This window comes from Alkaliphilus oremlandii OhILAs (assembly GCF_000018325.1).
GTDB lineage: Bacteria > Bacillota > Clostridia > Peptostreptococcales > Natronincolaceae > Alkaliphilus_B > Alkaliphilus_B oremlandii.
On the sequence record NC_009922.1, the window covers coordinates 1,034,388 to 1,049,809 of the forward strand.

General features: G+C 38.1%; 14 protein-coding genes and 3 riboswitches. All 14 genes read left to right on the plus strand.

What is annotated here, in order from left to right; genetic code table 11:
• Window positions 1-84 precede the first annotated feature (84 nt).
• The 14 genes from CLOS_RS04875 to grdC all read left to right on the plus strand — a co-directional run bounded on the left by CLOS_RS04875 (window position 85) and on the right by grdC (window position 15,420).
• Entirely contained in the window at window positions 85-924 is an 840-nt protein-coding gene (locus CLOS_RS04875; RefSeq protein WP_012158805.1) for an undecaprenyl-diphosphate phosphatase, read from the plus strand.
• Between the two features lie 289 nt (window positions 925-1,213).
• Window positions 1,214-2,560: an MATE family efflux transporter gene (locus CLOS_RS04880; protein ID WP_012158806.1), complete on the plus strand. Its 1,347-nt coding sequence runs from the start codon at window positions 1,214-1,216 to the stop codon at window positions 2,558-2,560.
• A 96-nt stretch (window positions 2,561-2,656) separates the two neighbouring features.
• Window positions 2,657-2,834, plus strand: a riboswitch (cobalamin riboswitch).
• Window positions 2,835-2,997: 163 nt separating this feature from the next.
• Window positions 2,998-4,182 carry an ABC transporter substrate-binding protein gene (locus CLOS_RS04885; RefSeq protein ID WP_012158807.1) on the plus strand — a complete coding sequence of 395 codons (1,185 nt, stop codon included), beginning with the start codon at window positions 2,998-3,000 and terminating at the stop codon, window positions 4,180-4,182.
• A gap of 34 nt (window positions 4,183-4,216) precedes the next feature.
• Entirely contained in the window at window positions 4,217-5,233 is a 1,017-nt protein-coding gene (locus CLOS_RS04890) for a FecCD family ABC transporter permease (RefSeq protein ID WP_012158808.1), read from the plus strand.
• Window positions 5,230-6,393, plus strand: coding sequence for an ABC transporter ATP-binding protein (locus CLOS_RS04895; protein ID WP_012158809.1), 1,164 nt, complete (start codon window positions 5,230-5,232; stop codon window positions 6,391-6,393). Before CLOS_RS04890 ends, CLOS_RS04895 begins: the two co-directional genes overlap by 4 nt.
• Window positions 6,394-6,484: 91 nt before the next feature.
• Window positions 6,485-6,955: a tRNA (uridine(34)/cytosine(34)/5-carboxymethylaminomethyluridine(34)-2'-O)-methyltransferase TrmL gene (gene trmL / locus CLOS_RS04900; RefSeq protein WP_012158810.1), complete on the plus strand. Its 471-nt coding sequence runs from the start codon at window positions 6,485-6,487 to the stop codon at window positions 6,953-6,955.
• A 447-nt stretch (window positions 6,956-7,402) separates the two neighbouring features.
• Complete coding sequence (locus CLOS_RS04905; RefSeq protein WP_012158811.1) at window positions 7,403-8,248, plus strand: DegV family protein; 846 nt, start codon at window positions 7,403-7,405, stop codon at window positions 8,246-8,248.
• 173 nt (window positions 8,249-8,421) lie between these two features.
• Window positions 8,422-8,530: riboswitch (glycine riboswitch) on the plus strand.
• Between the two features lies 1 nt (window position 8,531).
• Window positions 8,532-8,612, plus strand: a riboswitch (glycine riboswitch).
• Window positions 8,613-8,729: 117 nt separating this feature from the next.
• Window positions 8,730-9,116, plus strand: a complete 387-nt coding sequence (locus CLOS_RS04910; RefSeq protein ID WP_041719678.1) for a GrdX family protein — start codon at window positions 8,730-8,732, stop codon at window positions 9,114-9,116.
• 94 nt (window positions 9,117-9,210) lie between these two features.
• Window positions 9,211-10,155, plus strand: coding sequence for a thioredoxin-disulfide reductase (trxB, locus tag CLOS_RS04915; protein WP_012158813.1), 945 nt, complete (start codon window positions 9,211-9,213; stop codon window positions 10,153-10,155).
• 27 nt (window positions 10,156-10,182) lie between these two features.
• Window positions 10,183-10,500 carry a thioredoxin TrxA gene (gene trxA, locus CLOS_RS04920; RefSeq protein ID WP_012158814.1) on the plus strand — a complete coding sequence of 106 codons (318 nt, stop codon included), beginning with the start codon at window positions 10,183-10,185 and terminating at the stop codon, window positions 10,498-10,500.
• 70 nt (window positions 10,501-10,570) lie between these two features.
• A complete protein-coding gene (locus CLOS_RS04925) occupies window positions 10,571-11,857 on the plus strand; it encodes a glycine/sarcosine/betaine reductase component B subunit (protein ID WP_012158815.1) in 1,287 nt (428 codons plus the stop codon).
• 56 nt (window positions 11,858-11,913) lie between these two features.
• Complete coding sequence (gene grdA, locus CLOS_RS04935; protein WP_012158816.1) at window positions 11,914-12,390, plus strand: glycine/sarcosine/betaine reductase complex selenoprotein A; 477 nt, start codon at window positions 11,914-11,916, stop codon at window positions 12,388-12,390.
• 42 nt (window positions 12,391-12,432) lie between these two features.
• Complete coding sequence (gene grdB / locus CLOS_RS04940; protein WP_012158817.1) at window positions 12,433-13,740, plus strand: glycine reductase complex selenoprotein B; 1,308 nt, start codon at window positions 12,433-12,435, stop codon at window positions 13,738-13,740.
• A 138-nt stretch (window positions 13,741-13,878) separates the two neighbouring features.
• The gene (gene grdC, locus CLOS_RS04950; protein ID WP_012158818.1) at window positions 13,879-15,420 is read left to right on the plus strand and encodes a glycine/sarcosine/betaine reductase complex component C subunit beta; all 1,542 of its coding nucleotides are present in this window, start codon (window positions 13,879-13,881) and stop codon (window positions 15,418-15,420) included.
• Window positions 15,421-15,422: the final 2 nt, after the last annotated feature.

Here is a 15,422-nt window from a genome sequence, read left to right on the forward strand (position 1 = left end):
ATATATTTTAAATGGATGTAGTAAAAAAGAGATAGTTTTAAATGGTTCATTTAAAGCATTGGAGCTAAAATATGGAGGTGCGGTATGTCGATTATTGAATTGTTGAAGGTTATTTTTTTAGGAATCGTTGAAGGAATCACAGAATGGTTGCCAATCAGTAGCACTGGCCATATGATTTTGGTGGAAGAATTTATTCAATTGAATGCTTCAGCAGCCTTTAAGGAAATGTTTTTCGTAGTGGTTCAATTAGGTGCTATTATGGCTGTGGTTCTGTTGTATTTTAATAAACTGAATCCATTCGCATTGAGTAAGACGAAAAGAGAAAAGAGAGAAACCATGCGGATTTGGTACAAAGTAGTCGTTGGGATTATACCGGCAGGCGTAATGGGTTTACTGTTTGACGACTGGTTGAATGAACATCTATATAATTATTGGACTGTGGCGGCTATGCTCATCGTATACGGTGTTTTATTTATCATCATTGAAAATCGAAATAAACATCGATATGCAAAAATCAATAGCTTTAGTGAGTTATCCTATAGCACTGCATTTCTAATCGGTTTATTTCAAGTATTGTCCTTGATTCCGGGTACTTCCCGTTCAGGGGCGACGATTATAGGTGCCATCATATTGGGGACATCCCGCTATATTGCGGCAGAATACTCCTTCTTTATGTCCATTCCGATCATGTTTGGGGCAAGTGCTGTAAAGCTACTTAAATTCGGTTTTAACTTTACCAGCATAGAGATCATCACCCTTGTAACGGGTATGGTCGTAGCATTTGTTGTTTCTATCATAGCCATACGACTATTAATGGCTTATATTAAGAACAATGATTTCAAAGCCTTCGGTTGGTATCGTATTTTTTTAGGTGTGGTAGTCATTGGATATTTTCTGATAACCAATGGTAAGGTTCTATCTTAAAACAAAATTTGTTCGCTGAGGTTCACAAACTTTATGTGGTACTCAACTCTAGATAAAGCTTAGAGTTTCAAGTGCTCAGAATAAAATGGGAGCATCAATCCATAGAGTAAAATATAAAATCAGACTGGATAGAAGATATCCAGTCTGATTTTATATTTTACAAGGAATAGATAAACTTTTTTCAATGAATCGAATATGCTACTTTTAGGTTATAAGTTTGAAAAATAAATCGAATGGTGGTAGAATAAGTTGTTAAGCTTAGACTATTCAATGTAAGGTGATGAAAAATATGGAGCAACAAATCGATAAAAAATATATTTTTAGTAACAGTCGGTTAAAAAAGTTAATATTGCCACTGGTGGTGGAGCAGTTTTTGGCGGTTGCTGTCGGCATGGCAGACTCTATCATGGTTGCCAGTGTAGGGGAAAGTGCAGTATCAGCAGTTTCGTTGGTAGACTCCATCAGTATACTTTTAATCAATATTTTTGCGGCGTTAGCAACGGGAGGAGCAGTGGTTGCTGGGCAATATATTGGACAAGGGCGGGATGATGAGGCCTGTAAGTCTGGAAAACAGCTGATTATGTTCGCTTCTTTTATTTCGCTTATGATCATGGGCATCATGTATCTTGGAAGAGGATTTATTCTAAATGTGGTCTTTGGTCAAATAGATCCGAAAGTTGCGGCCTATGCCAACACGTATATGCTGATCGTTTTTGCAAGTATCCCGTTTATAGCTGTTTATAATAGTGGTGCTGCACTGTTTCGATCCATGGGAAATTCTAAAGTAACCATGTTTACTTCCTTTATTATGAATGCAATCAACATCGTTGGAAATGCTATTTTTGTGTATGGATTTAAGATGGAAGTAGAAGGTGTAGCCATACCTACATTAGTCTCTAGAATTGTTGCTGCAATCATAATTATGGTATTATTGAGAGACCGAAGTCTAATTATTCATATCAATAAATTACTGGATTATAGACCGGATAAAGATATGATCAAACGAATTCTTAGAATAGGTATTCCAAATAGCATTGAAAGCAGTATGTTCCAGCTTGGGAAAATTTTACTACTAAGTATCATTGCTGGATTGGGCACCGCTTCTATAACAGCCAATGCGGTTGGGAACGCAGTTACATCCTTTCAGATTTTACCGGGCGTCTCCATTGGCCTAGGATTGGTTACTGTGGTAAGCCAATGTGTTGGTGCAGAGGATTATGAACAGGTTCGATATTATACCAAGAAGCTGCTAAAATACACCTATATTTCATTTATCGCTTTGAATACGTTTATTATTTTAGCGACACCAGTAATCGTGAATCTGTACCATCTGTCAGAGGAAACGGCAGTCATGGCAAAACAAGTTATTATTTTCCACGGGATATGCGCCTGTCTTCTATGGCCATTGTCATTCACCCTTCCCAATACGCTGAGAGCATCCAACGACGTAAAGTATACCATGATCGTCGGTGTTGCATCCATGTGGACTTTCAGAATTGGCTTCGGTATTCTCCTTGCCAAGTATATGAGCTTTGGAATGTTTGGTGTTTGGGTTGCCATGATCATTGACTGGATTATAAGAAGTATTTTATTTGGGATTCGATATCGAGGGAACAAGTGGCAGGTATGCTCCTAAAGAAAGGTAGCCATTTGAAAGAACGCACGTACCTAATTTAAGCTTTATCTATTGACATATATATACACTTCATATAATATAATGGTTGCGTAACAATTGAATATCAAAGTATTAGGGTTCTCTACTTAGAGATATTAGGGAAATTGGTGCAAAGCCAATACAGCCCCCGCTACTGTAAACATGGACGAGTTCTAAAAGCCACTGGATTTAATCTGGGAAGGCAGAAGGAGGAAGAAGTGTGAGTCAGGATACCTAACTAATACTTGGCATGGTTTTCGGTGGGAAAATTTTATGAACGATATATAGCGGTGTATACTGTAGTATGCAGGCTAAATAAAGTAAATGACAAAAACTCCACTTGGAGTTTTTTTATTTTCAGCACCTTAAATTCCTGCTTAAAACTAAAAGTAAAACATATTTTTAGAGGAGCGTGTAAAATGAGTAAAAAACTAAACAATGTAATCCGAACAATGATGATTCTCCTACTGGTATCTTCGTTTTTAGTAGGATGCACAAGTAGCAAGGGTGGAGCCAAAGAAACCAATCGAATTGGTCAAGAAGAAATCAATGGTAAAAATACAGGGCTTGTTCATGAAAGAACTATGGAACTGAAGTATGCCAAGCATTTTGCAGTAGATTATTATAAAGATGGATATAAGGTAATAACAGACGCAGCGGATAGAAAAATATTACTTGTGCCAGAAGGAAAAGAAGTTCCAGAAATGGAAGAAAAGATGGTAGTGATTCAAAAACCCATCGAAACAGTTGCTCTCTACTCTACAATAGATGCAGCGTGGTTTAGACCCGTTGGTGCATTGGATAGAATTGTAGCAACAACATTTGAAGCATCTTCATGGCGTATCCCTGAAATTGTAGAAGGCTTAGAGACGGGAAGGATCTCTTTTATCGGAAAAACAAGCGCATTGGATTATGAACTGTTACAAGCTGTGGGACCTACTGTAAACTTATTATCAAAATCAAGTGAAAAGGAATTGTTTCCTAAATACGATGAATTAGATTTAGACTATATCAGTATGGGCGCTTATTTAGAAGAAGATCCCAGAGCAAGACTAGAATGGGTAAAATTTGCATCGGCCCTATTGGATAAGGAAGAAGAAGCCATTCAATTCTTTGACGAAGAGCTGGCAAGAATGGAAGCTGTTAGCAAAAAGGCAGCAGAATCAACCGAAGAGAAATTGAATGTAGCTTTCGTATATTTTTCACCATCAAAATCAGTGTTCTATGTACATAATGGAAAAGGTCACCATGCTGTAACAACGGAGATTGCTGGCGGCATACACTATCCTAAGGATTTTGCACAGGATAAAAACGGTTTTGTACCGACCACCAACGAAGAGTTTTATAAGATGATGTCCGATGTGGATCTCATCCTTTACGACAACATCAGTGGACACGGGATTCAAAACATGAAGGATTTATTGGAAAAGGCTAGTTTTGTATCGGACTTGAAAGTGGTACAAGAAGGTAGAATATGGGGGCTACAGAAGGAGTTCTGGCAATCTGCAGATAAAATCGCTGACATCACAGAAGCGCTGAATTCCATCCTAACGACACCTCACGGGGAGATTACAGAAAACGACTATTATTTTTTAATGAAATAACAATAAAAATTGCAGTGCATATGGGGAGAAAAGTATGAGGAAAAATTTGAAAACAACAAGGCTTTTCCTGCTATTAATACTACTTTTATTATTCAGTATCGCATTAAATATCAGAAAAGGGTCTGTAGATCTCAATTTGAAAAGTTTAATGGATGTTATTTTAGGAAATCGAGAATTGAGTCAATTGGAATCCAACATTTTATTTAAGATTCGACTACCTAGAATCATCAGTGCAATATTATTTGGCGGAGCATTGTCCATTTCTGGATTTTTGCTCCAAACCTTTTTTAAAAATCCAATCGTTGGACCTTTTGTTTTGGGCGTTTCATCTGGAGCAAAATTGTTTGTTGGTTTGTTTATTTTAACGACAATCAGTATCCCCTCATTAATATCGGGACCCTTCGAAATGTTTTTAATCGCTTTTGTAGGAAGTATGCTGGTAATGTCGCTGGTGCTATTGTTTGCAAAATCTGCTGAAAGCATATCGGTACTCATCGTTGTAGGGATTATGATTGGATACGTTGCGTCAGCAGGAACAGACTTTATGATGACCTTTGCCTCGGAACAAAAAATAGCCACTTTGACCACTTGGTCTATGGGAACATTTTCAGGCGTTACTTGGGATATGATTAAGGTTTCCGCAATTATTATCATTCCAACAACCCTAAGTGTATTTTTTCTTTCAAAGCCATTACAAGGGTATTTGTTGGGAGAAAACTATGCGAAAAGTATGGGGATCAATATTAAAGCCTTTAGAATCATTCTAATTACGTTATCTAGTATCTTATCCGCATGTGTTACTGCTTTTGCAGGACCTGTGTCTTTTGTTGGGATTGCTGTACCCCATTTAACCCGATTGACTTGCAAAACCTCCAACCCTAAAATATTAACGCCAGCCATATTTTTGTTAGGGGCCAGCTTTACCTTAATTGCAGATTACTTTGCTAGAACCCTATTCTCGCCGGTAGAATTGAATATCAGCACAGTAACCTCATTCATTGGCGCACCGCTTATTATTTGGCTGATGCTTAACAGGAGGAAAAGAATATGAGTTTTTTAGTAGCGAAGGATTTAAAAGTGGGATATGCCAAAAGAACTGTAGTAGATCAGGTGAACTTTGAGCTGAAAAAGGGAGAAATCATTTGTCTGTTGGGACCCAATGGATGTGGTAAATCTACCATCATCAAATCCATTATAGACCATATCAAAATTTTGGATGGCTCCTTAACGGTTTTAGGGAGAGATATCAATGCCATATCCGGTATGGAAAGAGCAAAGGAAATGTCCGTGGTTCTGACAGAAAGAATCGCTCCAGAAATGATGACTGCCATGGATGTGGTGGCCACGGGAAGATATCCCCATACGAACCATTTTGGAAAACTTTTAAAAAGGGACATGGATATCATTCAAGAATCACTTCATATTGTCAATGGTGAAGAACTGAAGGACAAGGAATTCAGAGCCCTAAGTGATGGAGAAAAACAAAGAATTATGATCGCTCGAGCCATTTGCCAAGAATCCGATATTATGATTTTAGATGAACCCACATCTTTTTTAGATATCCGTTATAAAATCGATCTACTAGATATTCTAAGCAAGCTGGCCATAGAGAAGGAAAAGACCATCATCCTATCCCTTCATGAAATTGAGTTGGTACCTAAAATTGCAGATCAGGTATTATTGATTAAAAATGGTGCAGTATATCAGTACGGTTCGCCGGAAGACGTTATAACAGATGAAGCCATCAAAGAAGTCTATAATATCAGCATTGGTTCCTTTGATACTACATTGGGAAATATAGAGCTACCAAAAGCCACCCATGCGCCAAAGGTATTTGTCATTGGCGGTGGAGGAAAAGCTACGAAAATCTATCGAGCTTTAAGCAAAAAGAATATGAGCTTTTATAGTGGCATTCTATTTGAAAATGATATAGATTACAGCGTATCTAGGGCTTTAGGATACGATACCATTGCAGAGGATAGCTTTACTGCCATAGAGGGAGAGAAGCTCAATCTAGCTAAAGCATATATCAAAGAATGTGATATTGTAATTGATTCCGGTGTGTCGCTTTCTGGCATTAACAAAGGAAATTATGATTTGCTGAAATTTGCTTCCCAGGAAGGGCTTCGAATCATGTCTTTAAGAAATGAAGACCTAGGGCTGAATACCGTAAATTTTGAGTCCATATCTTCTTTAATATCCGCCATATAAATTACTGATTGTACTTTAATTTTGTGGTATAATTTCTTTATGCTTACGAACAAATTTTATGAGAATATAGGATGGTTGGGAGGATATAGAATTGTTACACGTTGTATTATTAGAGCCAGAAATTCCACAAAATACAGGAAATATTGCTAGAACCTGTGCTGCTACTGGAAGTGTCCTGCACTTAATTGGTCCAATGGGATTTTCTATAGATGAAAAACATGTGAAGCGAGCAGGATTGGATTATTGGGAGTTATTAGACCTGCGGTATTATGATAGCTATGAGGAGTTTTTAAGCAAAAATCCAGAGGCGACCATATATTATGCAACAACGAAGGCAGAAAAGGCCCATAGTGAGATGGTATATCCTGAAGAAAATTGCTATATTATGTTTGGAAAAGAAACGGCAGGAATTCCAAAAAATATATTAAATGAAAATAAAGAAACCTGTATACGGATTCCAATGGTAGATTTAGAAAAGGCCCGTTCCTTAAATCTATCGAATTCTGTTGCTATCGTAGTTTATGAAGTTTTAAGACAATATAATTATCCAAACATGAGATAGAGTAGAAGAATCTACTCTATTTTTTATGACCTAACCCAATTTATGCGACCAGAGGGAGTGATAAATTGATGGTAGGTCAAACGCAACGAATGCCAATTTCATGGACCGAAGGGAGAATGAAATTGTGCAATGAGACTGCGAAATAACCCAATTTATGCGACCAGAGGGAGCGATAAATTGATGGTAGGTCAAACGCAACGAACACCAAATTTGCACGACCGAAGGAAGTGAACAAATTTGAGTTGTGAGACTGCGAAATAACCCAATTTATGGGACCAGAGGGAGCGATAAATTGATGGTAGGTCAATAAAATGAATGTAAGAAAAATGTTTTTTTAGGGTACATAGAAAATATTGTAAAAAAATTAAATAAGTTATAGAATAGAAGGAGATAAGAGTTTGATTGTAATTTTGTTTAATACAGAAGTCTAAACTAGGAGGGATCGTAGTGAATCCGATTCAAATTGTTACAGATAGCATGATTGATTTACCCAAGGATATGATTGAGGCACATAATATTGTGGTAGTGCCATTGACTATTATATTTGATGATAAGGAATACAGAGATGGTATCGATTTAACGAATATACAGTTTTATGAAAAACTTTCCCAAGCGAAGGAATTACCCAAAACGTCTCAGGTTACCCCGAACGCATTCATGGAAGTATTTAAAAAATCCTTGGAGGAAGGAAAGGATATCTTGTGTATCAACGGGTCTTCAAAGGCCAGTGGAACCCATCAATCCGCAGTATTGGCTAAAAATTCATTGGATAGCGAAAGAATCCATGTCTTCGATACCATGGGGTTATCTTTAGGTGGCGGCATGTATGTTTATGAAGCCATCAAGATGATGGCAGATGGAAAGAACCTAGAGGAAATTATGAAAGGTCTTCATGATATGAAATTAAAAGTAGATCACATCTTCACTGTAGATACATTGGAATATTTGAAAAAAGGCGGAAGATTAAATCCAATGAAGGCTACTATCGCAACTATGTTAAATATTAAACCAATTTTAACTGTTGAAGATGGTTTGGTTGAATCCTTGGATAAAGTCAGGGGAAGTAAGAAGGTCATTGGAAAAATGATAGAATTGGCCAAAGCAAGGGGTGAAAATTTTGAGGGTAAAACCATAGGAATCTCCCATGCCATCAGCTTGGAAGCCCTAGAAATGCTGAGAGAACATGTGAAGAAAGAGCTGAATCCGAAGGAAATTGTCGTTTCTGAAATCGGTTGTACCATTGGTACCCATGCGGGTCCTGGAACCTTAGCACTATTTTATGTAAAGGAATAGGAGTTATTAAGAAATATTAATACATATGGAATGTGTACATTTCAATCTTTTTATTTTAAAAATATAAAAAGTGATATTTTTTTAACAAAATCTATTGATGAAGAATCATATCTATATTATAATAGAGCTAAGAGAATATTGAGATAATTTTTATAATTTAATAATGAAACTGGAAGAAGAGTGCGGGAGAGATTTAGCGTGACTGCTAAACGCCGAAGGAAGAAGCTGAAAAGTTCGCCGCTTTTTAGTGAAGATCTCAGGCAAAAGGACCGTACTTGGACGGTACTCTGAAAAGCTGATTTAGCACCGACGGGGCAATTTCTATAGAATATAGAAGGAAACTCTCAGGTTAATGAACAGAGCAACTAATGCAATAGGGCGTTGTATTAGTTGTTCTGTTTTTATTTATCCTCTTTTTTGCATAAAAATTAAATTTGAGGAAATAAACAATAAATGGATTGATAGAGTAGGAGTGGAGGATGTGCTTGCAATCATCATTACAAACAACCCACAGGTTAAAGAAGAATATGGGGACAAATACCAGATAGCGCTGATAGAAGGTACTTACTTAGAAGTGTTATATTCAGCAAGGGATAAGGTCCACGAAGGACACAGGCTTTTAACTCATCCTCTTTCTGGAAGTGTCAAGCCCAACGAAACACCTTACAAAAGCCTAATCATCTCTAAGGAAAAGCAAAGCTTACACATGGATTCTCTCATGATCATCGAAGATAGTATCGGAACGGCACAGAAATTTATGAATACAAAGATGCCTCGGCAGTGGAATGATGAAATATTACGAGATTTCATGGAAATTGATTTTAGACTAATCAGCAGTGGCATTGAAAGTATGAGACAATTTTGTTAAAATTGGCAAAAAAAATCAAAAATTTAAATACCCTGTTTAGACTGGGTTTTATGAAGTATAAAGATAATACAAGTATAAATAAGGAGTGAAGGACATGGAAAATATTTTAGATGTAATTATTATTGGCGGAGGGCCAGCAGGACTATCTGCAGGACTTTATGCTGCTAGAGCAAAAATGACAACCTTAATATTGGAGAAAGAAAAAGCAGGTGGGCAGATTGTAAGTACGGCAGAGGTGGCAAACTATCCGGGTTCTATGGAAAATGCAACAGGACCAATTTTAATTGATAGAATGTTAGAGCAATGCAAAGAGTTTGGTGCAACCTTTGAAAAAGATACCATAACAGAGATCGATGTCAATGGCCCCATAAAGGTATTAAAAGGAGAAAAGGCTACATATCAAGCAAAATCCATCATCATCGCATCGGGAGCAAATCCGAGACCAATCGGAGCACCGGGTGAAAGAGAGCTGATAGGAAAGGGTGTCTCCTATTGTGCGACATGCGATGGCGACTTTTTTACAGACTTAGAGGTATTTGTGATTGGAGGCGGAGATTCTGCAGTTGAAGAAGCGATTTTCCTGACTAAATTCGCTCGAAAAGTGACCATCGTTCATAGGAGAGATGAGTTAAGAGCAGCGAAATCTATTCAAGAAAAAGCATTTAAAAATCCGAAAATTAATTTTATTTGGGATAGTACTGTGGAAGAGATCAAAGGGGACGGTATCGTTGAAAGTGTTGTATTCAGAAATTTAAAGACCAATGAGATCACAGAATATATGGCGGATGAAGAAGATGGAACCTTTGGTATCTTCGTATTTGTAGGGTATATTCCGGCGACCAATATATTTAAGGGAATCATCAATATGGATGAAACCGGCTATATCATCACCGATGATAATATGAAAACCAATGTTCCAGGAGTATTTGCAGCAGGAGATTGTAGGGTGAAATCCTTGAGACAGGTAATTACAGCGGCAGCAGATGGTGCAATTGCAGCGATTCAAGCTGAAAAATATATAGAAAATGAGTTAGCGTAAGTAAACATTTTAAAGGAGGTGAAAAACATGCTAGAGTTAGACAAAGACACTTTTGAAGGTGAAGTCCTTCAAGCAGATGGTTATGTACTTGTAGATTATTGGAGTGATGGTTGTGAGCCATGCAAGGCCCTAATGCCAGATGTAGAAGAACTACAAAAGCAGTATGGAGATCAGGTTAAATTTACGAAGCTGAATACTACAGGTGCAAGACGACTTGCCATTAAAGAAAAGGTTTTAGGATTGCCAACGATTGCATTATATCACAATGGTGCAAAGGTAGACGAAGTAACAAAGGATGACGCTACAAAAGCCAATATTGAGGCGATGATCCAAAAGTATTTATAAAACCATGGCCTATAATATGGAGCGAGAGATATTCTATTGTAGGCCTTATAATTAAAGGGAGGTGAAGCTTGTGCGTTTAGAGTTAGGTAATATTTTTATCCAAGATGTAAAGTTTGGAGAGGCTACGAAAGTAGAAAACAAGATTCTTTACATCAATAAGGATGAAATGCTGAAAGAGTTAGGTGGAGATGAACGTATTAAGAGTATCGACATCGAATTAGCTCATCCAGGGGAAGAAGTTAGAATAACACCTGTAAAGGATGTTATTGAGCCAAGAGTAAAAGTTGAAGGACCAGGGGGAATTTTCCCAGGAGTAATCAACAAAGTAGATACAGTAGGTAGTGGTCGCACACATGCTTTAAAAAATGTAGCCGTAGTGACAGCAGGAAAAATCGTTGGTTTCCAAGAAGGAATCATTGATATGTCCGGTCCGGGTGCAGAGTACACACCATTTTCAGGATTGCATAACATCGTTGTTGTAGCTGAGCCTATAGATGGGCTAAAACAATATGACCACGAAGCCGCAGTAAGAATGATCGGCTTCAAAGCAGCGATTTACTTAGGGGAAGCGGCAAGAAACGTAGAGCCAGATGAAGTGAAAGCTTATGAAACGGAGCCAATTTTTGAATCCGCAAATAAGTACCCAGATCTTCCAAAGGTAGGATACGTTTACATGCTACAAACTCAAGGCTTACTGCATGATACATACGTATACGGTGTAGATGCTAAGAAAATTGTGCCTACCATTCTATACCCTACAGAGATCATGGATGGAGCTATTGTAAGTGGAAACTGTGTTTCTGCATGCGACAAGAACCCGACTTATGTGCATTTAAACAATGGAATTATTGAAGACCTATACGAAAAACATGGTAAAGAATTAAACTTTGTTGGTGTCATCATTACCAACGAAAACGTTTACCTTGCAGACAAAGAAAGATCCTCAAACTGGACAGCAAAGCTTTGTAAGTTCTTAGGGTTAGATGGTGTAATCGTATCTCAAGAAGGTTTCGGTAATCCAGATACAGACCTTATCATGAACTGTAAGAAGATTGAAGGCGAAGGCATTAAAACCGTTATTGTTACGGACGAATATGCAGGTAGAGATGGCGCTTCTCAATCATTAGCTGATGCTGATGTGAAGGCAAATGCCGTTGTAACCAATGGTAATGCCAATGAAACCATTGTACTGCCTCCGATGAAAAAAATCATTGGAACAACAGATTACGTTGATAAAATCGCAGGTGGATTTGATGGCAGCTTAAGAGCAGATGGCAGTATTGAAGTGGAGATCCAAGCAATTACAGGTGCTACCAATGAAACAGGATTCGGTAGATTGACAGCAAAAGGTTTCTAGTAAAAATATTATTTTAAAAGTGAATAAAAAATAATGAGAAGAAAGGATGAGTCCAAATGGCAAGATTTGATGGTAAGAAAATTATCATTATTGGCGATAGAGATGGAATTCCAGGTCCAGCAATCGAAGAGTGCCTAAAAGGAACAGGGGCAGAAGTAGTATTTTCAGCTACTGAATGCTTTGTCTGAACCGCTGCAGGTGCAATGGACCTTGAAAATCAACAAAGAGTAAAGGATTTAACTGAGAAATATGGAGCAGATAATGTAGTTGTAGTTCTAGGTGCAGCAGAAGCTGAAGCATCTGGATTGGCTGCAGAAACTGTTACAGCAGGAGATCCAACCTTTGCAGGGCCATTAGCGGGAGTCCAGTTAGGACTAAGAGTATACCATGCAGTAGAGCCTCAATTTAAAGATGAAGTAGATGCTGGGGTATATGACGATCAAGTAGGAATGATGGAAATGGTATTAGATGTAGATTCCATCGTAGAAGAAATGAACAACATCAGAAGTGAGTTTTCAAAATATAATGATTAATTAAATCATAAATCCCGTGAAAAATAAGAGAGGGGGGAACGTATGAGCAAGAAAAGAGTTGTTCATTATATAAATCAATTCTTTGCTGGAATTGGTGGAGAAGAAAAAGCTGATATTAGACCTGAATTAAGAGAAGGCGTCGTTGGGCCAGGTATGGCTTTGAATACCGCAATGAACGAAGAGGCTGAAATCGTAGCAACGATTATCTGCGGAGACTCTTATTTCAATGAGAATCTAGAAGAAGCAAAAAATGAAATCATTGAAATGGTGAAAAAATATAATCCAGACCTATTTATTGCTGGGCCTGCATTCAATGCTGGTAGATACGGTGTTGCTTGTGGAACCATTGCGAAAGCAGTAAATGATGAGCTTGAAATCCCAGTTTTAACAGGTATGTATATAGAAAATCCAGGGGCAGATATGTTCAAAAAGAACATTTATATTGTTGAAACTGGAAATTCAGCAGCTGCCATGAGAAAAGCAGTGCCTGCAATGGCATCCCTTGCGGCAAAGTTATTAAAAGGTGAGGCAATTGGTACACCGAAAGAAGACCAATATATCCCTAGAGGCATTCGAAAGAATTATTTCTCAGAGGAAAAAGGTGCGACAAGAGCTGTCAACATGCTGATGAAGAAGCTAAAGGGTGAAGAATTTACAACGGAATATCCAATGCCTGATTTTGATCGAGTGGATCCAAATCCAGCAGTTCAAGATTTAAGCAAGATCAAAATTGCTATCGTAACTTCTGGTGGTATTGTACCGAAGGGAAATCCAGAGCGAATTGAATCTTCAAGTGCCTCCAAATATGGAAAATATGATATTTCGAGCTTTGATGATTTAACAGAGGCAGACCATGAAACCGCTCACGGTGGATACGACCCGGTATATGCCAATATTGATCCAGATAGAGTAATTCCTGTAGACGTACTAAGAGATATGGAGAAAGAAGGCGTTATTGGGGAATTACATAAATACTTCTATACAACTGTTGGAAATGGTACATCCGTTGGAAACTCTAAGAAATTTGCTGAAGAATTCGCTAAGGAATTAATTGCCGATGGCGTTCAGGCAGTTATCTTAACCTCTACGTGAGGTACTTGTACACGTTGCGGTGCAACGATGGTAAAAGAAATTGAAAGAGCAGGAATTCCTGTGGTTCATATGTGTACAGTAGTGCCAATATCCCTAACTGTTGGTGCCAATCGAATTGTACCTACAGTGGCAATCCCACATCCATTAGGAAATCCGAATTTGGAGCCGAAAGAAGAGAAGGCATTAAGAAGAAAGCTTGTTGAAAAGGCACTAGAGGCCTTAACAACAGAAGTAGCTGGGCAAACAGTATTTGAATAAAGTACCCATGCTAAAATAAATAGAAAAAAATTAAATAGATGGGTGCACCACCACCCATCTATTTAAATATACATCAAAAATAGAAAAAAATTAATAAAAACTTTTTATAGTTATAAAATTTCCTTGGAGGTGTCCCTTATGTCATATGCTGTAGCAAAGGCTTCCGGTTACGTTTTAGTTCATACACCGGATATGATTCTTCATAGCGGTACTACACAAACGATTGAAAAGTTAACGAATCCAAATTCTGATTACTTAAAAAAGCTTCCGGAGCATTTACGTAGCTTCGAAGAAGTGGTAAGCTACCCTCCGAACCAAGTCTACATTGGTTCAATGAAACCAGAAGAATTAAATCAATATGAAGCTCCTTGGTATGACAAAAAAGTAGAAGGTGCAAAACGAGATGGTAAATTAGGTGAAATCATGCCACAGGACGAATTCATTGCACTGATGAAAATATCCGATGTATTTGATCTCGTTAAATTAGAAAAGGCTTTTACAGAAATGGTAAAGGTAAAAATGGAACAGCATCCTTTGATCAGCGCTGAAATGGTGGCGAAATTAAAAGATGGAGAAGACTTGAGCGAAATTGAAAAATTTATCAATGAGCAGCACGCAGAGCCAATCTATAACGAAGGTAAGGTAATTGGCTGTGTTAAGAGAGCTCATGAGGTGGACGTAAATTTAAATGCGCACGTTATTTTTGAAAATTTAGTGGTAAAAGCTTCGGGTTTCCTAGCTTTTTTACATCTTTTAGATAAAAACAAAATAGACCCTAAGGATATTGATTACGTTGTAGAATGTTCAGAGGAAGCTTGCGGCGATATGAATCAAAGGGGCGGCGGAAACTTTGCGAAAGCAATTGCAGAATTAGCAGGAGCGATCAATGCAACAGGCTCCGATACAAGAGGATTTTGTGCAGCACCAACCCATGCATTAATTGAAGCAGCAGCACTTGTGCAATCTGGCGTCTATGACAATGTTGTAATTGTAGCAGGCGGAGCGACAGCAAAGCTTGGTATGAACGGCAAGGATCACGTAAAAAAAGAATTACCGATATTAGAGGACGTCCTAGGTGGATTCGCGGTTTTAGTAAGTAAAAACGATGGTGTGAATCCAATTCTTAGAACAGATCTAGTAGGAAGACATACTGTAGGAACTGGCTCTTCACCACAGGCGGTGATCACATCTCTCATCACTGCACCACTGGACAAAGGTGGACTTAAGATAACAGATGTAGATAAATACTCCGTTGAAATGCAAAATCCTGATATCACAAAGCCTGCAGGTGCAGGAGATGTTCCAGAGGCCAACTACAAGATGATCGCTGCTCTTGGTGTAAAGAGAAATGAGCTTGAAAGAAGCGATGTTGCGACCTTTGGACATAAGCACGGTATGCCTGGCTGGGCACCGACACAAGGACATATCCCTTCCGGTGTTCCGTATATTGGTCATGCTATTGACGCTTTTAGAAATAATGAGATTGAAAGAGCGATGATTGTTGGAAAGGGAAGTTTATTCCTTGGAAGAATGACAAATCAATTTGACGGTGTTTCTATGATCATGGAGAAAAATACTGGAGCCAAAGCAGAGGTAGGCAGCGGCATTTCAGAAAATGAAGTAAAGACCATGATCGCTGAAGCAATGAGAGAGTTTGCGTCACACTTATTAGGGAAATAAGG

Coding starts and splice junctions, on each gene's coding strand:
- CLOS_RS04875 (WP_012158805.1), top strand. CDS start 85: ATGTCGATTATTGAATTGTTGAAGGTTATTTTTTTAGGAATCGTTGAA.
- CLOS_RS04880 (WP_012158806.1), top strand. CDS start 1,214: ATGGAGCAACAAATCGATAAAAAATATATTTTTAGTAACAGTCGGTTA.
- CLOS_RS04885 (WP_012158807.1), top strand. CDS start 2,998: ATGAGTAAAAAACTAAACAATGTAATCCGAACAATGATGATTCTCCTA.
- CLOS_RS04890 (WP_012158808.1), top strand. CDS start 4,217: ATGAGGAAAAATTTGAAAACAACAAGGCTTTTCCTGCTATTAATACTA.
- CLOS_RS04895 (WP_012158809.1), top strand. CDS start 5,230: ATGAGTTTTTTAGTAGCGAAGGATTTAAAAGTGGGATATGCCAAAAGA.
- trxB (WP_012158813.1), top strand. CDS start 9,211: ATGGAAAATATTTTAGATGTAATTATTATTGGCGGAGGGCCAGCAGGA.
- trxA (WP_012158814.1), top strand. CDS start 10,183: ATGCTAGAGTTAGACAAAGACACTTTTGAAGGTGAAGTCCTTCAAGCA.
- grdC (WP_012158818.1), top strand. CDS start 13,879: ATGTCATATGCTGTAGCAAAGGCTTCCGGTTACGTTTTAGTTCATACA.